We start from the raw sequence: 23,566 nt of genomic DNA on the forward strand, positions 1-23,566 counted from the left end.
GCTTAAGTGACTTATGATATTTTTACTGTCATGACCTGTCTTTAAACAGCTCTTGAATCAGCTCTGCCGCCTCATCAAACTGATAGCTGTTAACCATGGCTACAGCAGGACTCATCTTCTGCCATAGCGACTGGGAGACCTGCACTCGAATTTGATTCATTTTCTCAACCGCATCAGAATCAGCCTCCTCTAACATCAGCAATAACTGTGTCACTTCCTGATTCAGTTCCTTATCCGACAACAAAGACTCTGGTGCGCCACTGGCCTCGACCTCAACAGCGTCATCCAAACTCGCCTGCCAGCTCGCAATTGCCGCACATATCGATGTCGTTAGCTCGGCTATCTGACTCAGTTCATCTGTCACATCTGCCGTTGGTGAGTCTTGCAGCTTAGCCTCAAGCTGACTGGCTAGATCGACTAATAGAGGCGAGCACAAATTACCAGACACGCCTTTCAGGGTATGGGCATAGCGGATCGCGTCATCGGTCTTACCTTGGCTAAGCGCTGACTCTATCTCCTCGGCGATATGACTTTTACCACTATGGAAACGTTCGAAGATCCTGCGATAAAGCCGCACAGAGTTCTGTACCAGCTGCAAACCTTTGTCGATATCTAACGCCTTATGCTCCGGCCAAAACGGCACATCTTCGTTCTCCTTACCATCTAAGTTGGTAAGCGTAATAGCCTGCTGACTATCGCCTAAATACTGCAGCAAGGTGCTATAGAGTCTCGCCACCTCAATAGGTTTGGCGATATGGTCATTCATGCCTGCTCGCAGACACATCTCCTTGTCGCCTGCCATCGCATTCGCCGTCATAGCAATTACGGGGAGCTTTTCTAGCCCTGGCATTTTCCTTAGCTCTCGCGTGGCTTGATAACCATCCATCACTGGCATCTGACAATCCATCAGCACCAGATCGAAGCTTTGCGTTGCCAGTTTTTCCAGTGCCACTTGACCGTTCTCGGCGATAGATAGCACCACCCCAACCTGCTCAAGAAATTCGGTGGCCACCTCCTGATTCATATCATTGTCTTCAACCAACAAAACTCGCTTGCCCTGCAACTGCAAAAGCAACTCTTGGCTGATGTCGCTCCCTTTGCGACGAACCACCATTGCGCCATTTTGGCCGAGTGAAGACATGATACCGTCAAGTAAGCGCGAAGCACTGATGGGTTTAGTGATGTAACTGGCTATGTCACTGTGCTCTACCTGCTCGATAAACTCGGCATTGGCATGGGCCGAGACGATCAATATTTTGGGGGGATTATCTTTCCCAGATAGAATTTTCTGCGCGGCCTCGATTCCATTCATCTCCGGCATTAACCAATCGATCAGCGCCACCGGATAGTCAGTATGTAGACAATACTCAATCGCTTCGGCACCACTCTTAACGGCATCGACCTTAAAGCCCATGCTCTCAAGGGTGGTACGCATAATATCTCGAGCAGTAGCGTTATCATCCGCCACCAAGATCCGCATCCCTTCGATCTCACGTTTCACTTTTAACAGCTGATTATTGGCAACCTTCAGCTTCACGCTAAAGTAGAAGGTACTACCATTGCCAAACTGGCTTTCAACACCAATCTCGCCGCCCATCAGTTCCACCAGCTGCTTACTGATAGCCAGACCTAGCCCAGTGCCGCCATACTTTCGAGTGGTAGAGGTATCCGCTTGACTAAAGGACTTAAACAGTCGTTCACGCTGCTCCTCAGTGAGCCCTATACCGTTATCACGCACACTAAATTTAAGCACTATGTCATCTTCGATACGCTCTAGCTGACTGATGGACAGCAGCACCTCTCCCTGCTCGGTAAACTTAATGGCGTTACTCATTAGATTGATAAGTACCTGACTCAGGCGCAGTGGATCGCCCTGCAACTGCCTTGGAATATTAGGAGATACAGCAAATAGCAACTCGAGCCGCTTATCGGTTGCCTTGACCGAGAACATATCACTTAAGTCCTCAAGCAAGGTATCAAGCTGAAAGGCGACAGACTCAATATCAAGCTTGCCTGCCTCTATCTTAGAAAAGTCGAGAATATCGTTAATGATCCTCAGCAAAGACTTAGAGGCTCTGTCGATTTTCTGGACATAGTTTTGCTGCTTACTGTCCAGTTCGGTCTGCAAGCAGAGCTGTGACATACCTATGATGGCATTCATCGGGGTGCGAATTTCGTGCGACATATTGGCTAAGAAGTCACTCTTAGCCTGATTGGCCGCATCGGCGCTGTCTTTCGCCTGCTTTAGCTCCTCTGAAAGCTGCTTCAACGAGGTGATATTGGCCATAGACAGCACAACAGAGGTTAATTTACCATCGGGATCTTGCAGCTTGGTCAGGGTGATATCCATCCAGATACACTCCCCAGACTGGTTAAGCAATCTTAGCTCGGTGAGCACATTATCACTGCCGCCATCGGTAAGATCGGCAAATACTTCTCTAGCCTTTTCACGATCATCTAGGTGCTGAAAATCAAAGAAAGAGCAACTCTTTAACTCGGCGACATCTGTCTGCATATACAAACTAAATTGCTCGTTGCAGTCGAGAATATTACCGCGCTCATCGACATTGACGATACCGATCCCCGCATTATCAAAAAGTGCTCTAAAGTGAGCCTCACGATCTTCTAACTCCTTATCAATCTGTTTACGGTCAGTTATATCCATCAAGTAACCGTTCCAGATAATACAACCATCGGCCTGCAGATCTCCTCGAGCCCCCGCTTGAAGCCAGCGGATCTCACCAATCGGGTGGCGGTACCTAAACTCTTCGGTCCACTGCAGCCCTTTACTGCTCTTCCCCGAGAGCGCCTCTAAAATATGCGAGCGCTCGTCGCTGATAATACACTCAGCCACTCGCTCGAAATCATTCATGACTTCATCACGGTGAAAACCTAAGGTGGTGATACAGGCACTGGATAAGAAGGTAAATGTACGCTCACCGCTACTGCACCAATGTAACTGATAGACGGTACTTGGGATCGATTCGGTGATCGTCTCCAGCTGCTGTTGAGACTGGACGATCTCCTCTTGGGCTAACTTACTCCTAGTGATGTCGTTAATGCTGCCATCAAACCAAAGCGCGACCCCCTCATCACTGTAACTCGCCTTACCTTTCTCATGAACCCAATGGATACTGCCATCTCGGTGCTTAATTCGATATTGAACTTCGAAGCTTTTTTGCGCTAGCAGTGCCTCCTCAATAGTTCGAGTCGTGGCCTCGAGATCTTGCTCGATAATCAAACTAGCAAAACCACGACTGCTATTTTCAATAAAGTCCGATGCGGGGAAGCCAGTAATATCACTAATGTTATTACTGATATATTCCATCACCCAGCTCTCGCCAATCCGGGTACGGTAGACAGCTCCCGGGATGTTGGTCACTAAGCCTCTAAAGCGGCTTTCACTATCTTTTATCCGCTGAGCGACTTCAAGCTCAACTGTCATGTCCCTAACAGTTGCAGCCACCTGACGCTTGCCATCATCGGTTATTGGCAACAGCCCTAGACTGATCTCCACCGGAAACTCACTACCGTCACTTCGACGTGCGCATAACGGGTTGCCCGCCCCCATCTTGCGGTCACGCCCCTCAGCCACAAACTTGGCCCGCTGCTCGGCATGCCCCTCTCTAACCGCATCAGGAACTAAAGCATCCACTGACATTGCCAACATCTGCTCTTCATCATAACCAAACAGCTGTTGGCAGCGACTGTTGGTAAACACCAGCTGTCCCGACTCTTCGACAATCAGCATCGCCTCTGGCGCAGACTCGAGTACCGCATTTGACCAAGCGACGGCAGAAAACTGCTCGGTCACATCATTAAATAGCATCTCTATGGAGAGCAGCTCTTTATTATCAGAGAGCAGAGGCTGCATAAATAGATCTAAGCGTCTCAACTTGCCGAAGGCATCGATCATCTCTATCTGGTGCGGCGGCACATTCTCTCCAAGCAAAGCCCGATCCATATACTGCCAATTGAGCTCGTTGATGGGATTATCTGAAAACATCCTCTGGTACTTGCGCTTAAGAAGATCTGGCGTGACTCCCAATACCTTTTCAACACCATCACTCACTTGATCAATCACTCCACTTGGCGCCACAGAACAATAGAAAGACTTATCACTCATACCATCGATTAACTTGGCGAAACGGTTACCTCGAGAGTCTAACAGCGCCTCTTCCCGCTCCTCCAACACCTCGGCCATATCGTTAAACTTATCAGTCAAGGTGGCAATTTCGCTCGCCGCTCCGCGAGGCTTTTTAATCCGTTTAGTTTCTCCGGCGCCGAAGGCGACAATACCGGCCTCCAACTCTTCGATGGGCCGAGTCAAACGCCTAGAGGTGATATAACCAGTCAGTAAAAGCAGGATAGAAAGTAAAAAAAGATTAAGGCTCAAGGAGGAAAAGTCACGGAGGAACTCGCCATGCAGCAAGCGCTCAGAAGTCATGATCACCACTCGCCAATTAAGGGCGGGAACCACGCCGACACTGGCAAGGTACTTGCTTCCAGAGCTATCTTCAATATAGGAGTAACCGGGTTCCCCACGATTAACCAAGTCGATAAACGCCTGATTCTCAATAGATTTTGATAGCCATTTATCGGCACCACTCTCAAGGAGTAGGAGGTTATTCGGATGATAAACAAGCTGGTCTTTATCATCGATAACTACTATGTGTTTCGACGACACTCCCACCATCTTCGGGATAGAATTCAGCGCCAGATCGACAGTGACCACCCCCGAAAAAGGTCGCTTATCACCAAATGGCTGAGAGAAGCTCACCATTAAGGTGTTACCCGCTCCTTCGTCGAGGTAAGGAGGGGACCAGTAGCCATCGGTATTATCGATAGCTTTGCTCCACCAATCCCAATCACCATTAGTGTAATCATAACCATCGGCGCCGATATCCATCAGACTAACCTTGGTTTGATCTCGATAGGCATAAGGAGCATACAGCTCGCGCCCCTCGATAAACTGTTTTTGAAACGCGATAGCACTGCCATAGAAGTCGCTATGGCGCTCAAGGCGGTGGCTTAACAGCTGTTGAAGCATGACTTCATTGGCGAGCTCTTCACGACTCCCCATCTCGGTCAAGAGTTCGGAAAATGAGCGAGTATCGGTTTCGGCGGTGATGAGAAAGTGCTGTAATCGCAGCGCTGCACTCTCGGCTTTTTGACCGAGATACTGATATATATCCTGCTCTTCGTCTTGATAATTAATCCACGCATTCACACCGAAAACGACCGCCATAATGGCAATCAGAGGCAGGGCCATTTGCGACAAAATTCGGCTACGAAAGGTACGAAGTCTGCTCATATCCATAATCCACAGTGCTTTGGTTGAAGTGCTTAGGTTTAATAGCGTTACAGCAAGGAGCTGGCTTTATTATCGAACATAAAAAAGCCTGTCACAGCCTTTACCAATTAAAGACAGTAAACTGTGATTAAACACTTTTAAAAGTGATCCATTCACTTTTAAAAGTGCTAACTCTATGATGAAGTTGAAATAACATGTTTATTAAATCACCTTAAACAGCAGTATTCAATATAAAAACGTTTATTTAATAAGCTACAACATCAGTAAAGCATGTTAGATTACTATTTGAATTAAAGGATAATAATGCAGCGACAGGAGTGATAATGGCGAGTGAGATTGTCAGGCTGAGTCGAGTCTCGAAAGGCTTTAACGATGGTGACAAATATCATCAGGTTTTAGATGATATTAGCCTTCGTCTGGATACAGCCGACACCATTGCATTAACCGGCCCTAGCGGCTGTGGAAAAAGTACTCTCCTCAATATCATTGCTGGCTTCGAGTTTATCAAACAGGGTCAGCTATTTATTAACTCGCAGAGCACCTCGAACTGGCAAGATAAACAGTGGAGCCTATTTAGACGCCAGCATTTAGGCATGGTGTTTCAGCAATTCAACCTGTTAACTCCCCTCAATGTAAAAGACAACATCGCCTTTTCTCTACGCTTAAACCAACAAAAATGGAGTCCTTGGTGTGACTACCTGATTGAGCAGCTTGGCCTAGCTGAAGTAAAAAATAGAAGCGTTGAAACCCTCTCTGGCGGTCAGCAGCAACGCGTGGCTATCGCCCGTGCCCTTGCGCATAAGCCGAGGCTATTATTGGCCGATGAACCCACTGGCAACTTAGATGAAAAGTCGGGGCAACAGGTGATGACTCTGCTTAGTCTGCTCGCTAAAGAATCTAACACGGCCATTCTAATGGTTACCCACAGCAGTGACTGCGCCGACTTTATGAAAAGGCGCTGGCACCTTGAGCATGGTAAGATCCTTGAGTAGCCTAGCGGTACAGCAGCTGTGGCTTACGATGCGCTTAAGCCTGAGCGTTTTTGCACGTCACTATTTGAAGTCACCTCTGCAAGCAGGTGGGATTCTCGTTGGCATCATACTCGCGGTCACCCTATTAATCGGCGTGAGAGCCACCAATGAAAACGCCGTGCGCAGTTACTCCGAAGCAACCGAGCTACTAAGCCAAAGAGCACAGTTACTACTCACTCCACTAAGCGGCAGTAAGTCCCTCGATGAATCGGTTTATTTTACCCTAAGGCAGGCTGGAATCGATCGGGCCTTAGCGGTGTTAACGGACACTGTCACCGATGACACAGGTCAACGCTGGGACATTCAAGCTAGCGATCTGGTAGCAGCGCTGTCGATACAGAGCCAACACCAAAGTCAAGGTCAGGGCAGCGTAGAGCAAGAGAAGTTGTCGCTACTGTCGGCCAACATCCCCCTCGCAAAGTTACTATCGGGGGCCCCCTTTATATTGATGAGTGAAAGCTTTAGTGCACAAGTCGCCCCTCAAGGCACTATGACGCTTAATGGCACTCAGTTAGATGTTATTAGCTTAGAGGATGAGCTTGGGCTAGGTAATGCCATCTTAATGGATATTTCACTCGGACAACGCTTGTTAAACCGCACGGGAGAGCTCAGCTATATCGCATTATTTGGTCAAGCAGAGACGCTAACTAAAGCGGTTAATCAGGCCTTTAATGAGCAAAGCACTCAGTATTTTAATTTTACCCCTCAAGATGATGGTGAAGGCCTGACAAGCCTCACTCGCAGCTTTCACCTAAACCTTAGCGCCATGAGTCTACTGGCATTTGTTGTTGGGCTATTTATCGCTTATAACGGCGTGCGTTACAGTCTACTCAAACGCCAAAAGCTGTTAGTACAGCTTCAGCAGCAGGGAGTCCCACAGCAAGCACTGCTGCTAGCACTACTATTAGAGCTATTTACTCTAGTGCTTATCGGCTCCCTACTCGGCTTTATTCTCGGGTTACAGCTGAGTCATTGGCTACAGCCTATGATTGCACTCACCTTAGAGCAACTGTACGGCGCGAGACTTATGCCAGGGCTCTGGCAATGGAGCTGGCTATATCAGGCCATTGGCCTCACTTTTTTGGCAGCCCTACTCGCCTGTTATCCATTATTTAATCATCTCGCCAAACAAGCTTTAGCACGTAGTGCCAGTCGATTCGAACAGCAGAGCCATGGACGAAAACAGCAACGAAAACTCTTTATCATCGCGCTAATACTGCTCGCTTTTGCGGCAGTACTGTTTCCCCTGACACAAGATTATCAACACAGCTTAGCCCTGTTAAGCCTAGTCACCCTCGCCATCCCTTTACTACTGCCCTTAGTGTTACAAACGGGTTTATCACTCGTTGAGAGAGTGACTCCGCCAGGCTTATGGCGATATGGTGTCGCCGAGAGCAAAGAGCTTATTGCCCCGCTTTCTCTTGCCATGATGGCTATGCTATTGGCTCTGACAGCCAACATATCAATGAATACCCTCGTCGGTAGTTTTGAAATTACCTTAAAGCAGTGGCTCGATGACAGACTCTATGCCGATCTGTATATCCGTCCCCCCAATGACAAAATGCTCGAGACTCAACTCTTACTGGCAAGCTTGCCCAATGTCAGTGCTATTTATGGTCAGTGGCTACACACGAGCCATTATCAAAACGCGACCGTGAGTTTAATGACCCGTGATGATCACTCCCTACGTAACAGCAACCAGATAAAGGCACAATCAGACAACCACTGGCAAGCGCTCTTCAATGGGGAGGTGTTGATGATCAGTGAGCCGATGGCGATCAAGTACCAACTCAATGTTGGCGATAGCCTCACTCTTGCCGAATTTGAAAAAGTCTCTCTGCCACCTATGACTATTGGGGCGATTTTCTATGATTACGGTAATCCTACCGGACAGATCATCGTCAGCCAAAAAACATGGGAACAGCTAAATTTACCCATACAACCTACCAGCATTGCGGCAGATTACATTGGTGAGATAAGCGAACTCGAATCGATATTGCAGACACAAGTCTCACTGTCTGCGGCACAGTTGTATAACCAAAGTAAAATCAAACAACGTGCGATGCAGATCTTCAAACGCACCTTCTCCATCACTTTGGTGCTCAATAGCTTAACCTTACTGGTTGCCGCAATAGGCTTGTTTAGCGGCTGTTTGATGCTCACCCAAGCAAGGCAAGCTCCTCTTGCCAGACTCTATGCACTAGGAGTGAGTCGCAGCCAACTACGAGCTCTAGTTTCGGGACAGATGCTGTTGATAGTTCTCTTTACCTGCCTACTTGCCCTACCTACTGGCGCCTTACTGGGTTATCTACTGATAAATAAGGTTACCTTGCAAGCCTTTGGCTGGAGTATCGCTATGGTTTGGGACTGGCAGGCTTATTTCAGAGTACTGATGGTCGCGATGCTTGTCAGCGCCGTAGCGGTGATCTTGCCACTGCTGTGGCAGACACGCCGCCCTTTAATCAGCAGTTTGCAGAAGGAGGTCCTATGAGGCCGTTAATCTGGGGGCTCGTTTTGACCCTTTCGCTCGGAGGCTGCTTTTTTGATGACTCCAGTTCGGACACAAAGCAAGGAATGGGGCAACTGCTCGATGGCAATACTCAGGGGTACGCAGCGGTCGTCCCCGGAAAACAACTGTCATTTCCTGCAGACCACCAAGCCCACGACGACTTTCGGCAGGAGTGGTGGTATCTCACAGCCAATCTAGAAACTGAAACAGGAGAGCAACTCGGCCTGCAGTGGACCCAGTTTCGTATCGCACTGGCTCCGCCGACAACAGCTACAGAGCAAAAATCAGCGCTGGAACTAGAACTGGAATTAGACCCAGATAATGCTCAAGAGTCGGCTTGGAAAACTGAGCAGCTTTATATGTCCCATACGGCTGTCACCACTAAGAATCAGCACCTTGCCACGGAGAAGTGGTCCCGAGGCCATCCCCACTTTGCCGGTACTCAAATAAGCCCACTCACCATTAAGCAAGATAGCTGGCAGTGGCGTAGTGATGATAACCAACTATTTCCTGCGACTCTATTCGTTACCAGCAACAGTTTTAGCTACCAGCTCAAACTCGATAGTCAGGCGCCCTTTCAACTACAGGGAGATAACGGCTATAGCCAGAAAAATGCCAGCGGTACTGTGGCCAGTTATTACTACAGTCAGCCTTTTATCAAGGTCAACGGCACAATCGAGCTCGATGGAAAGAGTATTAGAGTCAGCGGTGAGGGTTGGCTTGATAGAGAGTGGAGTTCGCAGTTTCTGGCCAAAACTCAGCAGGGCTGGGATTGGTTCGCCTTAAGACTCGATGACGGTTCGACACTGATGCTTTTTCAGCTAAGACAGAACCAGAGTAATAAGCAACATTTCTATAGCGGCAGACGCATGTACCGTGATGGTCGCGGATATAATATTGCAAGTAAAGAGATCTCTATGACCCCCACGGCCTGGCAGCAGACCCCATCGGGACGCTACCCGGTAAGCTGGCAGATTGCCATCCCCTCCGAAAACATCCAACTCACGACTCAGGCTCTCAATGTTGATTCAAGCATGCCGCTGTCTATCCCCTATTGGGAGGGACCTATTAAAATTAATGGTAGTCATAATGGTTTAGGTTATATGGAACTCACTGGTTATTAAACAAAACTTAATAATGCATTCACCAATTTATTGTTATATTCTCAAACTTGTTACACCTGCAAAACAAGTGCAAATAAAAATTATTATCAATAACTAAACTCCTGAATATCCAACCTTTTTAATGTAGCGCAAGCTAACATTTCGAATGGGTGAAATTCAAACAACACCCCCACTGTTTATTGATAAATATGTGAATCAGATCACCGTGAAAAAGTTGATCTTGCTCTACAAAAACTACCAATACCCCTTGCGAGGTATACCCACAGTTTCTGTGAGGTCTAGACTCGAGATAAACCTTGGTAGAGAACATCGGCATAACCCATTTAGGTGAGTTAGCCAAATCATTAAAAGGTAGAAAGATGAGCCAAGAATTTCATATTACCAGCCTAGTCGTGCATGCCGCACCGGGTGCTGTGACTGAAATTAAGAATAAAATATCAGCTCTTGAAGGCACAGAAATCCATGCCGTTACCGATGAAGGCAAATTTGTCGTCACCATCGAAGGTGACACACAGGGTGCCATTCTCAATAGCGTAGAAGCGATTAACGCCTTAGAAGGCGTATTAAATAGCAGTCTAATTTATCATCAAGTCGATCCAGTAGAAGAAAAGAGTGAGGAACACCATGAGCATTAGCCGTCGCGAGTTTCTAAAAGCCAACGCCGCCGTTGCAGCTGCAACAGCCGTAGGTGCGACTCTGCCAGTTAAGATAGTTGAAGCTGCAGAGCAAAAAGATAACATCAAGTGGGACAAAGCACCTTGCCGTTTTTGTGGCGTAGGTTGTAGTGTTCTCGTGGGCACAGATAATGGCAAAGTTGTCGCCACTAAAGGTGACCCAGAAAGCCCTGTGAACAAAGGCCTTAACTGTATTAAAGGCTACTTCCTTTCTAAAATCATGTACGGTAAGGATCGTCTAACTACGCCGCTTTTGCGTATGAAAGATGGCCAATATGATAAAGAAGGCGAATTTACCCCAATCAGCTGGGATAGCGCATTCGATATCATGGCTGACAAGTGGAAAGACACTCTTAAGACTAAAGGCCCAACTGCGGTTGGTATGTTTGGTTCAGGCCAGTGGACAGTTTGGGAAGGCTACGCCGCATCTAAACTACACAAGGCAGGCTTCCTAACTAACAACATCGATCCTAACGCACGTCACTGCATGGCATCGGCTGTTGCAGGCTTTATGCGTACCTTCGGTATCGATGAACCAATGGGTTGTTACGATGACTTAGAGGCTGCCGACCAGTTCGTACTTTGGGGCGCCAACATGGCAGAGATGCACCCAATTCTTTGGGCTCGTCTATCAGATCGCCGCCTAAGCAGCCCAACGAGTCGCGTACACGTACTGTCGACCTTTGAAAACCGTAGCTTCGACTTAGCCGACAACGCGATGGTATTCCGTCCACAGTCTGACCTAGTTATTCTTAACTACATTGCTAACTACATCATTCAAAACGATGCAGTGAACAAAGACTTTGTTAACAAGCACACTAAGTTTGCACTGGGTACTACCGATATCGGTTACGGTCTACGTCCAGATCATCCACTAGAGATTAAAGCGAAGAACCCTGGCAACGGTAAGTCTAAGCCAATCAGCTTCGACGAGTACGCTAAGTTCGTTAGCTCTTACACGCTAGAATATGCCGCTGAGATGAGTGGCGTTGAACCAGAAAAGCTAGAGCTTATGGCTAAAGCCTATGCCGATCCAAACGTGAAGATGATGAGCTTGTGGACCATGGGCATCAACCAGCACACTCGTGGTGTTTGGGCCAACAACATGCTTTACAACATTCACTTGTTAACCGGCAAAATTGCGACTCCAGGCAACAGCCCGTTCTCACTAACGGGTCAGCCATCAGCTTGTGGTACGGCACGTGAAGTCGGTACGTTCGCACACCGTCTACCTGCTGACATGGTTGTTGCGAATCCTAAGCACCGTGAGATCACCGAGAAGCTATGGCAAGTTCCTGCAGGCACGATTCCGCCAAAGCCTGGTTTCCACGCGGTACTGCAGAGCCGCATGCTTAAAGATGGCAAGCTGAACTGTTACTGGACTATGTGTACCAATAACATGCAAGCCGGTCCAAACATCAACGATGAAATGTATCCAGGTTTCCGTAACCCAGAAAACTTCATCGTGGTATCGGATCCATACCCAACAGTAACGGCTATGGCTGCTGACTTGATTCTACCAACGGCGATGTGGGTAGAAAAAGAAGGTGCTTATGGTAACGCTGAGCGTCGTACTCACATGTGGCACCAGCAAGTTAAAGCACCAGAAGGCGCTAAGTCTGACTTGTGGCAGCTAATGGAGTTCTCTAAGCGCTTTAAAGTTTCAGAAGTATGGCCTGCCGAGCTTATTGCTAAGCAACCTGAACTTGCTGATAAGACATTGTTTGACGTGCTTTATGCTAACGGTGTTGTCGACAAGTTCCCTGCGTCTGAGTGTAAAGGCCAATACAACGATGAAGCCGATGCATTTGGTTTCTACGTTCAAAAGGGACTATTCGAAGAGTACGCTCAGTTTGGTCGCGGCCATGCCCACGATTTAGCGGACTTCGATACTTACCATGAGACCCGCGGCCTTCGCTGGCCTGTAGTTGATGGTAAAGAAACCCTACGTCGTTTCTCTAAGGGTGACCCTTATGTGAAGGGCGATAAAGAGTTTGATTTCTACGGTAAGCCAGACGGTAAGGCAGTAATTTTTGCCCTGCCATTTGAGCCAGCAGCAGAAGAGCCAAACGAAGAATACGATCTATGGTTATCAACTGGCCGTGTACTTGAGCATTGGCATACAGGTTCGATGACAGCTCGCGTTCCTGAGCTATATCGCGCCTATCCAGATGCACAGATCTTTATGCATCCAGAAGACGCTAAAGCCCGTGGTCTTAAGCGTGGCGATGAAGTGATCGTTGCCTCACCTCGCGGTGAAGTGAAGACCCGTGTCGAAACTAAAGGCCGGAACAAACCGCCAAGAGGCGTGGCATTTATGCCATTCTTCGATGCGCGCCAACTGGTCAACAAGTTAATACTTGATGCGACAGATCCTCTGTCAAAAGAGACAGACTTTAAGAAGTGTCCAGTTAAAGTGATGAAAGCATAAGCTTTTCACTAACAAACTTAACTTTAATCGCTTAAGCAAAAGCGGAGAAAACTAAAGCAAATGAGTACGGTCAATCAAAGTAAGTTCGCAGCCAAAGGCGTTAATCGCCGTCAGTTTTTAGCCACATCGGCTAAAGCGGGCTGTGCAATGGGCTTGCTAGGGATGGGATTAACTGCGGTTGCTAAGCAATCTAGTCAGTTAGACCCGCTCGCGATAAGACCGCCAGGTGCGTTAAGTGAAGCAGATTTTCTCTCGGCCTGTGTACGCTGCGGTTTATGCGTAGAAGCCTGCCCATACGACACCCTTAAACTGGCTCGCTGGTTTGACGGGGCGCCAACGGGCACGCCCTACTTTACCGCACGCAAAATACCTTGCGAGATGTGTGAAGATATCCCCTGTGTAAAAGCCTGCCCATCGGGTTCGCTGGATCATGAATTAACGGATATTGAAGACTCTAAAATGGGTATTGCGGTACTGATCGATGAGAAAAACTGCCTCAACTTTAAAGGGTTGAGATGTGATGTTTGTTACCGGGTCTGCCCGCTAATCGACGATGCTATCACCCTAGAGATGCAGCACAATGAACGTAGCGGTCACCACGCGATGTTCCTGCCGACAGTTAACAGCGACAGCTGCACTGGCTGCGGGAAATGTGAACACGTGTGTGTATTAGAAGAGCCTGCGATCAAGGTGTTACCAACTCATATTGCTTTAGGTAAAACGGCTTCACACGATACCTATATCAACACCGAAGAGACCACGCTTGAGATGTTAAACAAGGGGCTTGAGTTATGAGCCAGACACTAAAGCAAAAACCGACAACACATGGCTTTGCTAAAGCGGCAATTAAAGAGCTTGGATGGTGGCGTGCCCACAAATTCCTATTTCTTCGTCGCCTAAGCCAAGTCTGTGTCTTTGCATTGTTTGCCATTAGCCCTTTCATCGCAAGCTGGGCTGGCGTCTGGCTGCTTAAAGGCAACCTCTCTGCCAGTGAACTCTTCGGCGTTGTGCCATTGTCAGATCCACTTGCGACCTTGCAAGTGTTGATGACAGGCCATCTACCCGAGCTGAGCTTGATTCTCGGCGCCGTTATTATTGTGCTGCTATATGCAGTACTTGGCGGCCGAGTATTTTGCAGTTGGGTCTGTCCCGTGAATATGGTGACAGATCTTGCTAGCTGGTTACGACGTAAAATGAACTTGCCTCGCACTGCCGAGATGCCAAGGAACTTACGTTACTACCTACTAGCACTTGTGCTCATACTCCCTGTGCTAACAGGCATGACAGTCTGGGAATGGCTTAACCCCGTTCCTATATTGTACCGTGCCGTACTGTTTGGCGCTGGCAGTGGTTTATGGATCTTGGCCGCTATCTTCTTACTTGACTTGTTTATCAGTGAGAGAGCATGGTGCGGACACCTGTGCCCAACGGGTGCACTCTTTGGCCTTATCGGCAAAGTGAGTCCAGTAAAAGTATCAGCCGTAAACGCAAAAGATTGCGACAACTGTATGGATTGTTTTGTGGTTTGCCCTGAAAGACAGGTATTAAAACCTGCACTCAAAGGCAAGCAACCTATGATAACCGACAGTGACTGTACTCAATGCGGCCGTTGTATCGACGTTTGCGCCCAACGCGTTTTCCAGTATCAAAATCGAATTGCCCTAAAGGCGGAGAACAACCAATGAAAAAAGTACTCACCTTAGCTGCGCTAGTGATGGCGCTTAGTGCTTGCTCTGGTCAGCAAGCAAACACTCAAGCCGAACCAGTAAACATCAGTTCACTCGGTAAGTCTGAGATCACCGATATTCGTGCAGCCGATCCTGCACCGCTTTATCCAAAGCGCGGTAAGTCTATCGAGCGTACCTTCGTACACCAGCCACCGATGATCCCGCACAAAGCGGAGTATCCAATCACGCTAAAGAAAAACGGCTGTATTAGCTGTCATAGCCCTGCTAAAGCTAAGCGTATGAAAGCGACTGCAATTGATCCTTCTCATATGTTAGCCAATGGCAAGCTAAACAACGAGTACTACAACTGTACTCAGTGCCATACGCCACAAGCGGAAAACAAGCAGCAGTTAGTCGAAAACGACTTCTCTGTTCAGTAAGCTTTAGCTAGCTTTAAATCATTAAAAACCACCTCTATTGAGGTGGTTTTTATTTTATTCACTCAGAGATAATTATTCCAAAGGCTCTAACAGCCCTTCACGTGCAGGTACTTAGGATCGATATTGAGCTCATCAGACAGCGCTTGATACTTTTCCCGAGACTTTCTAACCATTGCATAGGTGTAAACTATCTCCTATCAACTATCTCCTAGAGGCTGCAATACCCCCTCGCGTGCAGGCACTACTAATACATTACTGCGAATACGGCTGAGTATCGATTCTGCCATATTGCCGACCACAAAAGCGTAGACTCCTTGACGCTGCACAGCACCCAGCACTAAGTAGCGCACCCTATGCTTACAAGCTAATTGATAGATACACAGATCGGGTTCGCCTACAGTAATATGAATACACTTAGGGTCGATATTAAGTTTATCAAACAAGGCTTGATGCTTGGCTCTCGCCTCTCTCACCATGGCGTGGGTATCGACGATCTCCATATCATGGATCACCTGAGGCAATCGGATAACAAATGCAAGGTGTAGCTCGCATCCCGCTGCATCAGCCAATGCAACAGCTTGGCGAATAACGGCATGATTTAATTGCTGCTTTATAGTTTTAGTACTATCAAGATCTAATGCCATCATTACAGCATTATTCTTCTTTACCGGATGATCGGTTAGCAGCATTAATGGTACTCGGGTATGACGGATTAGGTTCCAGTCTACAGGTAGGTAATGGTCGGCATGATGCACTGCTTTCACAATAAGATCGAAGCCATGGCGACCTGAATGATGACAAGCATGCTCATAAAGATCTTTGCTCCATACACTGTGGATTGGTGTATCGGCGGCATCAATACTCTCTAACTCTCGTTCAATCTTAGCCATGCGTTGCTTCATGACATGCTTTTGCGCAACAGCAACAAACTTGGGGTTGTAATATTCGGCATTACCAAAGTATTCAAAACTATAAGCAAATACTTCGGCGCGCTTACCTAACATTCTGGCAAGCTCCACCCCTGCCGATATTGCATCGACATGGGCCTCTTCTCTCTGGGAAATAATGAATACTTTGTCCATCACGGTCTCCGCTTACTATACCCTAATCCTAGCTTAGACAAGTTTGGCCTTAAGTGCAGTTAAACCGACAGGATTAATGATCCGGATCAAGACTGTATAGATAACAAAAAAGCCATCAAACGATGGCTTTTTTACGAGTGTAATCATTAGACTAAATTAAATCTCACAACCTAACGCCTCAAAGTCAGCCTGACTCATATACTCAGTAGTGGGCAAATACTCGCCCATGATGGCATATTCATCTCCAGGTACCGAAGTGTTTTGAATCGCCTCGGCAAAGTCCGCTTTCGGAAGCATATTACGCACAATGAGCAATGCTTCATTAAGTTTATTCTCCCCACCCTCAACTCGACCGAAACCATCTCCCTGCTCGGTCCACGGTAAGTAGTTATAGCCACACTCGGCATTGGCATTACTCGGCTTAGTTACATCAGGGCTGGTCACAACCGTGTAGTAACCATCCTCATCGACAACAAGCTCCTCATCAAATAAACATGCCGTCACCCGTTGTGAGTAATACTCATTCTGGCAAATAGACCAGTAGCGCAGTTGAGATTCTGACTCATCAAACACCCCCTCGCCTGCCAGTGTTTTAGGCACTTTAGGCAACTTACCTCGGGTGACAGCCACTTCGCCAAAGTCACTGTTTAAGAAGGTACTCACATATTGATTATCGGCATTGGCATAGTAATTCACCTTCCGCTCAGGCTCGCCATCACAATTACCTAAGAAGTTACACTGAATACCGAATGCGCCATTATAAGCAGCCCGCCAAACCGCTGGATTTTTAGCTGGGTCGAATGCAGGGTTTAGACGGATCTTGCCGTAGGTTTCTTTGGGGACGAGTGGAATAGCGAGGTTATCACTATCAACTTGCAGAGCATCACAAGCTTGCTGGCCATACAGTTGCTCACCAGATGATAGAGTCAGCTCTACTGCTGGCAGTTCAACACCGCCTTGCTCATCTTGGCCTTCATCGTTAACGTAAATTCGATAAATCAGTACCGCCTTGTTGCCCTGCTCGGCGTAATCAAACAAGGTGTTACTTGGCAGTTCGCCTGCTGGCTGCCCTTGAGCAACTGCAAGAGTAAACTCTCTTAGCAGCTTCTGGCGCTCCGCACCTTGAATATAGGGATTAAACGACCCGTCATCTGCAACAATATCTTTATCAGTTATCGCCGTTGCTGGTGAGGTGTCTGCTCGGTAGCTATTGAGTGATATATAGCGCGCATAAGGGTATTCGCCATGCAGGGTTAAACTGGCACCTTCTGGCAGGATATAACCCGCGTGCCAGTAATTAGCGCCCGTATCGGGGTAGGCAAAGTTACGTTCAGGGTGGTCAATGTTATAGGGACCGACCCAGAAACAGGCGCTGGGCTCAATTTGCTTACCCAAAGGCTCTTGCACTGAATCGGAGTTACACCCCATAAGAGCTGTTATCGACAAGCAAGATGCCAACGTAAGCAGGGATTTTTCAAAATCGCTTCGAGAGGTCAACGAGTAATAATTCATTATTATTCCTTTTCTTATATACCCGACAAAATGCCTTATATCCTCAACCCTATTCACATGATTACGAAGACTCATTTTCTATGTAGGATAAAGATTGAGCTTATTGGGCGTTATTTGTAACCTAAACCAAGATGTGGCGGATTAATGGTCGGCGAGAGACAGCTTTATGACTTTAACGGACAGTAACAAGTTAACCGATGAGACTACGACGATTGCCTCTTGGGCTTTAGCCGTATGCCGCACAATCGATGCGGCTGGCATCGATAGCCAAAAAATACTCGATGAGATCGGTATAGACAAATCTATATTGCAGGATCCGAATGCTAGATTACCCACACAGCAAATGACGCAGCTATGGCGGCGTGCGGTAACGATTACCGCAGACGAAGCCATCGGCTTAAAAGTGGCTAACTTTGTACAGCCCACCAGCTTCAACGCCTTAAGCTTTTCACTGCTTGTCAGCGAATCTTTGGCCGATGCCTGGAGTCGGGTAAAGCGTTATCACAGCATTATTAGTAACGTACTCGAGATGGATGTTGAACACGGGCCACAAGAGTCTGCATTATGCTTTAATAAACTCCCAGGGAAACACTATGCAGATGAAGCCATAGATGCCTTTATGGCGACGAGCTATTTAATGCCACTACAGGTTAGTAATGGTCAGATTAAGCCTACGAGATTAGTGCTAGAGCGCCGACAACCTTTTAACCCTAAACCTTTTGAGCAGCTATTTAACTGTCCAATCAACTACGCAGCCAATGGCAACAAAATCTATTATTCCAACCAAGATTTACAGCTGCCTTTCCCATCGGCTAATAAAGAGCTTGCCCTAAAAAACGATGAAGCAATTCAAAGCTACTTCCAGACTTTATCTCAACCTGCGTTTAGCAAGAAAGTTTCCGAAGAGATTGCCATTGCTATGACATTAGGTAATCCAGACCGAGATACCATCGCCAAAACATTTCATATGAGTAGCCGTAACTTACAACGTAAGCTGCGGGAGGAAGGCACATCCTTTAGCGAGCAAGTCGAACTGTTCAGAAAAGATTTGGCACAGAAGTACCTGTCGTGTCCGCAACTCTCAATGCTAGAGATCTCGTTTCGATTAGGCTTTAAAGATCCCAGTAACTTTACCCGAGCATTTAAACGTTGGTATGGTGTATCACCGCTACAATATCGGCAGCGAAACGGCTCAAAATAATCTTTGCCAAATGATAACAAACTCAAGATTTCAATAGATTAAACTACTTTTATCAGCGCAATGTCACTTGCTATAGTCCAATTTTCAGGTAACGTTAGAGCAACATCAATAGAAAGAAGAGCGTTACTATGAAGCCAGGCAAGCACGATGCACAACTACTCAAGCTCGCGATGGAAATTGGTGTAGGCTACGCCAAGAAGAGAGGCTTTGCCGACTTTGGTCAAGGGATCTCTCCCAAAGATAAGGTCGAATGTATCTACCGGTTACTGGTGCAAGATAACCTTATTCAAGCGCTATCAAAAGATAAAGAAGATGGCCCCAATATGAAGCATAAATTGGTGTTGTGGATCAGTCGCCAACTGCCACCAGAGCATGAACTGCTTAACTGATCATTACTTGTTACTATTAATCCACCTGCTACGCTAAGTGGCAGGTATTACTCATCGAGGTCTTCCCTCAAAAAAGTAGTGGCTTAAGCCTATTAGGTAAGGCCTGATGCAGGGAATATGACAAAGTCATCTTTTATATTAAGCAAAATACTCACGCCAAGTTTAAGGGATTTCGACGCGAGCAAGTGCAACTAAAGATGCAAGGTTTAACGCAAACCTTTATCAAGCTAAAACACTAAGCAACAATATTATGAAGCCAGCTTACTTGGCTTTGTCTGCCCTTGGGCTAAAGATTGCTGCTGGCGAGAGGCATTCTCTAGCTTTTGCTTTTCGGCTTTATCCAATGGTTTAGCGGCCAAATACAGTGCTTGAGCAAATAAACCTTGATATGACTTCATCTTCTTTCCTGTTAGTTGCTATAAAAATAGTCGAAATTATGTGGTTGTGGTCAAGGTAATCCTTATCCTATTATTAGTAAAATGAATAATATCCATCCAATAGATTCCATTTAAGCATGAACGTTCAGATTAAAAGTTTATACTGTTTTGTCACTCTGCTTGAGGTCGGTAACTACACCAGAGCAGCTGAAAAGTTACATCTTACTCAGCCAACCTTGAGTAAGATGATCCAGCGTTTAGAAGATAACTTGGAGCAACCACTGCTGATCCGTAATAACCAGAAAGTCATTGCAACTGAAGCCGGACGAATGCTTGCCAATAGCGCTCAACAAATAGTTGGGCAGTGGCATCGATTACAAGAAGAGTTAAATAGCTTGAATGGCCTGCAAACAGGACAGTTACGATTGGGTGTCTGCCCCATGATGGGTGAGATGATTATTGACCTACTCTCTGAATACCGAAAACGCTTCCCAAAAATTGAGGTCAGCATCGTCGAATTAGGCGGCTTCGGTGCAGAGCAAGCACTACTCAATGACACCTTAGATCTCACCTTTACCGCGCTTCCTACTACGCACTCGCAGGAGTTTTATAGCCATAACCTTAAGGGTTACCCTCTATTAGCATGCATACCCAACGGCCATAAACTTGAAAAGTCAGAGGCTATTACATGGGCCGCTATTGAGCCTCACCCCTTTATTCTCTATAACGATGATTTCTCTCTTACAAAACTTATCCATAGATTGAGCCACAAGGCCAATGTAGAACTCAATATTGCGGCCCAAAGCGGCCAATGGGATTTTATTGCCGCTATGGTAGAGGCCCAGATGGGAGTCGCCATCTTGCCAAAACCTATCTGCGACAAGGTGAACTCAGACAAGCTAGTCTATCGCCCATTGTCGCCGAACTTAACATGGGATCTGGCGCTGATTTGGCGTAAAAACTTACCACTAACGCCCGCAGCAGAAGGCTTCATCAACTTAAGCCGCGAGCTAAGCCCTGATAGCCCTTCTATGTAGATAATTTTGACTCCTTAGCCCCTTTAGTCCTCGTTACCACCAAGCCTTGTTTAGGGTCAATTTAGTACCAGATTTTAATTCTTTACCTATAATTATTGACTATAGAACAAGGAATAAATGGATCTGACTAGCGGGGGGATGATGTGGCTAGGGCGACGCAAGGATTGACGACCGTTCAGGCACAGGAGCGGTTGCAACAGTACGGTAAGAACTGTTTGCCAAAACCCTCAAGAAATAACTTCTTAATGTTATTTATGCTCCAGTTTCGTAGCGCATTTATCTATGTACTACTGGTGGCCGTTATTGTCTGTTTACTGCTGGGACAGCTTATCAATGCCTTCTTTATCTCAGCGGTATTACTGATCAATGCCCTTATTGGTACCATTCAAGAGTACTCAGCGCAGCAGGCCGCCGATTCATTGGCTCATATGGTGCCACAACTGAGCCGGGTCTTGCGCGATGGCCACCCGATACACCTTCCCAGTGAGGAGTTAGTTCCCGGAGATTGGGTCATGCTTAATAGCGGCGATCGTATCGGTGCCGACATAGCACTTAAACAATCCGCCCAATTTCAGGTCGATGAGTCAGCCCTAACCGGAGAGTCAATTTCAGTCAGCAATAAGCAACAAGCATTTGCAGGAACCTTAGTCACCCATGGCCGAGCCGAAGGCGAAGTCATGGCAACAGGGAGTAAGACTCAAATTGGTCAGATAGCCAAACTTGTCCATCAAGGTGAGCCTACCAAACCGCCACTGATGCAGAGAATCGATCAGTTTACCTTGCGGATCGCAATCGCGATTCTCATCATCATTGCCTTCATATTTGGCCTCACTCTTCTACGTGGTGCCGCACTCTCAGAAGTATTTCTACTCGGCGTCGCATTAGCCGTATCGGCCATTCCTGAAGGTCTCCCCGCAGCGATTACCGTAGCGCTTGCCATCGGTATGAAACGCATGGCAAAGGCTAACGTCATCGTGCGTAAACTGGTTGCCGTTGAGGCGCTTGGATCTTGTACCTTTATCGCCTCGGATAAGACCGGCACCTTGACGGTCAACGAGATGACCATAGGTCAAATCTGGCTAGCAAACGATCGGCTATATGATGTGACGGGAGAAGGACTGAGCCCTACGGGCATGGTATATCGTCACGGACACGATAACCCGGTCGATTTACAACATGAAACTGCACTAAAACAGTTAGTCACCACTGGAGTCCTTGCCAATGAGGCGCACTTGGCTTTTGAGGAGGATAAGGTTCATGCCGATGGTGATGGGGTCGATCTGGCATTTCTCACCTTAGGGTACAAGCTTAAAACTCTTTCAGAGCCTAAGTGTAAACGACTGACTCTGTTCCCCTATGAGTCGGAAAAGGGCTTCGGTGCCAGTGTCGATACAACTGAAATGGGGCCCCAGCTATCGGTAAAAGGGGCGGTAGAGAAGATCCTCCCCATGTGCTCTGTGAGCAAAGAGATGCGGCAAACCATTCTTAGCCAAACCCACGCCATGGCTAAACGTGGTTATCGCGTCCTCGCCTTGGCTCATGGCTTAGGCACACCACTCGATGATCACTTCAGCGGACTAACGTTTCTTGGCTTGGTCGCCATGAGCGATCCCTTAAGACCCGATGCTATCGATGCGGTGGCAGCCTGCCGCCAAGCCAAAATCAAGGTGGCGATGATCACGGGCGACCATCCCGCGACCGCACTCGCCTTATCACAACAACTCAAAATTGCCGATGAAACCGATAGCGCAATAACGGGTCAGCAACTGGAACAAGCAAGGCTTGGGGATATCAATACTTTTGATCGCCTAGTTGCCAATCATAGAGTGTTTGCGAGAGTAAAGCCCAAACAGAAGATGGAGATCACTGAGTCGCTTATCAGACAAGGCGAGTTCGTCGCCATGACTGGTGACGGCGTCAATGATGCCCCAGCGCTAAAGCACGCCCACGTTGGCATAGCCATGGGGCTTAGGGGGACCGATGTCGCCAGAGAAAGTGCATCCTTGGTACTCACCGATGATAAATTTAGCTCGATAGTAAAGGGGATCATCGAGGGGCGCATCGTCTATAACAATATCCGTAAGGTGATCTACCTGCTTATCAGCACTGGAGCCGCAGAGATCTTTCTGTTTATCCTTAGCGTATTGTTTGCACTGCCAATTCCGCTCTTCCCGCTACAGATCCTCTGGCTCAATATCGTTACTAATGGCGTACAAGATGTTGCGCTTGCCTTCGAGCCAGCTGAAGGCAAGGAGTTGTCTCAAGCGCCGCGCTCACCCAAGGAACCTATTTTCGATCGATTAATGCTTGAGCGAGTCTGCAGCAGTGCCCTCACCATGGGCCTGGTGGCATTTGCCCTATTTGCAAGTTCACTACATATGGGCATTGATGAAGTTGAAGCACGAAATCTAACATTAATGTTGATGGTTTTATTTGAAAATGTTCACGCACTCAATAGTCGCTCTGAACACAGATCTTTATTAAGGATGCCTCTGTTTAGTAACCCAATATTGCTTATCGGTATTTTTGTGGCCCAAGGGATCCATATTGGTGCCATGTATACCCCCGGGCTTAGTGATGCACTGCAACTCAGCCCTATTAGCCTGAATCAGTGGCTTGTCCTGCTCGCCACAGCGTCAGTGCTCTTCATTGTCGACGAAGCACATAAAAAGTATTGGCACACTAAGCATCATCCCAAGTCTGTAGTCGCGATAGCTGAACATCCGCGAGAATAGTCACGGCTTGTGTGGCGGAGTCGCCTTGTTCAGGTCAAATATT

16 protein-coding genes are annotated in these 23,566 nt (G+C 47.3%); 12 read left to right on the top strand and 4 right to left on the bottom strand.

Features of this window, described 5'->3' with window-relative positions:
* Positions 1-28: 28 nt before the first annotated feature.
* Positions 29-5,320, bottom strand: a complete 5,292-nt coding sequence (locus JMA39_RS05220) for a PAS domain S-box protein (protein WP_202720758.1) — start codon at positions 5,318-5,320, stop codon at positions 29-31.
* A gap of 317 nt (positions 5,321-5,637) precedes the next feature.
* On the opposite strand from JMA39_RS05220, the gene JMA39_RS05225 reads away from it, so the two are divergent.
* The 8 genes from JMA39_RS05225 to JMA39_RS05260 all read left to right on the top strand — a co-directional run bounded on the left by JMA39_RS05225 (position 5,638) and on the right by JMA39_RS05260 (position 15,190).
* The gene (locus JMA39_RS05225) at positions 5,638-6,306 is read left to right on the top strand and encodes an ABC transporter ATP-binding protein (protein WP_202720759.1); all 669 of its coding nucleotides are present in this window, start codon (positions 5,638-5,640) and stop codon (positions 6,304-6,306) included.
* On the top strand, positions 6,287-8,836 hold the full coding sequence (locus tag JMA39_RS05230; protein ID WP_237732657.1) for an FtsX-like permease family protein: 2,550 nt from the start codon (positions 6,287-6,289) through the stop codon (positions 8,834-8,836). Before JMA39_RS05225 ends, JMA39_RS05230 begins: the two co-directional genes overlap by 20 nt.
* Positions 8,833-9,978, top strand: a complete 1,146-nt coding sequence (locus tag JMA39_RS05235) for a lipocalin-like domain-containing protein (RefSeq protein WP_202720760.1) — start codon at positions 8,833-8,835, stop codon at positions 9,976-9,978. Before JMA39_RS05230 ends, JMA39_RS05235 begins: the two co-directional genes overlap by 4 nt.
* A gap of 359 nt (positions 9,979-10,337) precedes the next feature.
* A complete protein-coding gene (locus tag JMA39_RS05240) occupies positions 10,338-10,613 on the top strand; it encodes a chaperone NapD (protein ID WP_202720761.1) in 276 nt (91 codons plus the stop codon).
* Positions 10,603-13,083, top strand: a complete 2,481-nt coding sequence (gene napA, locus JMA39_RS05245) for a nitrate reductase catalytic subunit NapA (protein WP_202720762.1) — start codon at positions 10,603-10,605, stop codon at positions 13,081-13,083. The genes JMA39_RS05240 and napA overlap by 11 nt, the downstream gene beginning before the upstream one ends.
* Positions 13,084-13,143: 60 nt before the next feature.
* Positions 13,144-13,878 carry a ferredoxin-type protein NapG gene (napG, locus tag JMA39_RS05250; RefSeq protein ID WP_202720763.1) on the top strand — a complete coding sequence of 245 codons (735 nt, stop codon included), beginning with the start codon at positions 13,144-13,146 and terminating at the stop codon, positions 13,876-13,878.
* Complete coding sequence (gene napH / locus JMA39_RS05255) at positions 13,875-14,768, top strand: quinol dehydrogenase ferredoxin subunit NapH (RefSeq protein ID WP_202720764.1); 894 nt, start codon at positions 13,875-13,877, stop codon at positions 14,766-14,768. Before napG ends, napH begins: the two co-directional genes overlap by 4 nt.
* Positions 14,765-15,190, top strand: a complete 426-nt coding sequence (locus JMA39_RS05260) for a nitrate reductase cytochrome c-type subunit (RefSeq protein WP_202720765.1) — start codon at positions 14,765-14,767, stop codon at positions 15,188-15,190. Before napH ends, JMA39_RS05260 begins: the two co-directional genes overlap by 4 nt.
* Positions 15,191-15,387: 197 nt before the next feature.
* Here the strand turns inward: JMA39_RS05260 and JMA39_RS05265 are convergent, their stop codons facing one another.
* Both JMA39_RS05265 and JMA39_RS05270 read right to left on the bottom strand, forming a co-directional pair.
* On the bottom strand, positions 15,388-16,272 hold the full coding sequence (locus tag JMA39_RS05265) for a universal stress protein (RefSeq protein ID WP_202720766.1): 885 nt from the start codon (positions 16,270-16,272) through the stop codon (positions 15,388-15,390).
* Positions 16,273-16,428: 156 nt separating this feature from the next.
* Positions 16,429-17,784 (bottom strand): hypothetical protein, encoded by a 1,356-nt coding sequence (locus JMA39_RS05270; RefSeq protein WP_202720767.1) that lies wholly within the window; start codon positions 17,782-17,784, stop codon positions 16,429-16,431.
* Between the two features lie 166 nt (positions 17,785-17,950).
* On the opposite strand from JMA39_RS05270, the gene JMA39_RS05275 reads away from it, so the two are divergent.
* Entirely contained in the window at positions 17,951-18,985 is a 1,035-nt protein-coding gene (locus tag JMA39_RS05275; protein ID WP_202720768.1) for an AraC family transcriptional regulator, read from the top strand.
* A 128-nt stretch (positions 18,986-19,113) separates the two neighbouring features.
* The gene (locus JMA39_RS05280; RefSeq protein WP_202720769.1) at positions 19,114-19,374 is read left to right on the top strand and encodes a DUF5062 family protein; all 261 of its coding nucleotides are present in this window, start codon (positions 19,114-19,116) and stop codon (positions 19,372-19,374) included.
* A gap of 248 nt (positions 19,375-19,622) precedes the next feature.
* On the opposite strand, the gene JMA39_RS05285 is transcribed toward JMA39_RS05280, so the two are convergent.
* A complete protein-coding gene (locus JMA39_RS05285) occupies positions 19,623-19,772 on the bottom strand; it encodes a hypothetical protein (protein WP_202720770.1) in 150 nt (49 codons plus the stop codon).
* A 116-nt stretch (positions 19,773-19,888) separates the two neighbouring features.
* Here JMA39_RS05285 and JMA39_RS05290 point away from each other — a divergent pair, with 116 nt between their 5' ends.
* Positions 19,889-20,788 carry a LysR family transcriptional regulator gene (locus JMA39_RS05290; RefSeq protein ID WP_202720771.1) on the top strand — a complete coding sequence of 300 codons (900 nt, stop codon included), beginning with the start codon at positions 19,889-19,891 and terminating at the stop codon, positions 20,786-20,788.
* A 143-nt stretch (positions 20,789-20,931) separates the two neighbouring features.
* On the top strand, positions 20,932-23,523 hold the full coding sequence (locus JMA39_RS05295; protein WP_202720772.1) for a cation-translocating P-type ATPase: 2,592 nt from the start codon (positions 20,932-20,934) through the stop codon (positions 23,521-23,523).
* The last annotated feature ends 43 nt before the right edge of the window (positions 23,524-23,566 follow it).

Source organism: Shewanella schlegeliana (assembly GCF_016765635.1).
Classification (GTDB): domain Bacteria; phylum Pseudomonadota; class Gammaproteobacteria; order Enterobacterales; family Shewanellaceae; genus Shewanella; species Shewanella schlegeliana.

Excerpts from the sequence above, each read along its gene's own strand:
- JMA39_RS05230 (WP_237732657.1), top strand. The coding sequence starts at position 6,287 with ATGGTAAGATCCTTGAGTAGCCTAGCGGTACAGCAGCTGTGGCTTACG.
- JMA39_RS05265 (WP_202720766.1), bottom strand. The coding sequence starts at position 16,272 with ATGGACAAAGTATTCATTATTTCCCAGAGAGAAGAGGCCCATGTCGAT.
- JMA39_RS05285 (WP_202720770.1), bottom strand. The coding sequence starts at position 19,772 with ATGAAGTCATATCAAGGTTTATTTGCTCAAGCACTGTATTTGGCCGCT.
- JMA39_RS05275 (WP_202720768.1), top strand. The coding sequence starts at position 17,951 with ATGACTTTAACGGACAGTAACAAGTTAACCGATGAGACTACGACGATT.
- JMA39_RS05220 (WP_202720758.1), bottom strand. The coding sequence starts at position 5,320 with ATGGATATGAGCAGACTTCGTACCTTTCGTAGCCGAATTTTGTCGCAA.
- JMA39_RS05280 (WP_202720769.1), top strand. The coding sequence starts at position 19,114 with ATGAAGCCAGGCAAGCACGATGCACAACTACTCAAGCTCGCGATGGAA.
- JMA39_RS05225 (WP_202720759.1), top strand. The coding sequence starts at position 5,638 with ATGGCGAGTGAGATTGTCAGGCTGAGTCGAGTCTCGAAAGGCTTTAAC.
- JMA39_RS05290 (WP_202720771.1), top strand. The coding sequence starts at position 19,889 with ATGAACGTTCAGATTAAAAGTTTATACTGTTTTGTCACTCTGCTTGAG.
- JMA39_RS05240 (WP_202720761.1), top strand. The coding sequence starts at position 10,338 with ATGAGCCAAGAATTTCATATTACCAGCCTAGTCGTGCATGCCGCACCG.
- napA (WP_202720762.1), top strand. The coding sequence starts at position 10,603 with ATGAGCATTAGCCGTCGCGAGTTTCTAAAAGCCAACGCCGCCGTTGCA.
- JMA39_RS05270 (WP_202720767.1), bottom strand. The coding sequence starts at position 17,784 with ATGAATTATTACTCGTTGACCTCTCGAAGCGATTTTGAAAAATCCCTG.
- napG (WP_202720763.1), top strand. The coding sequence starts at position 13,144 with ATGAGTACGGTCAATCAAAGTAAGTTCGCAGCCAAAGGCGTTAATCGC.
- JMA39_RS05235 (WP_202720760.1), top strand. The coding sequence starts at position 8,833 with ATGAGGCCGTTAATCTGGGGGCTCGTTTTGACCCTTTCGCTCGGAGGC.
- JMA39_RS05260 (WP_202720765.1), top strand. The coding sequence starts at position 14,765 with ATGAAAAAAGTACTCACCTTAGCTGCGCTAGTGATGGCGCTTAGTGCT.
- napH (WP_202720764.1), top strand. The coding sequence starts at position 13,875 with ATGAGCCAGACACTAAAGCAAAAACCGACAACACATGGCTTTGCTAAA.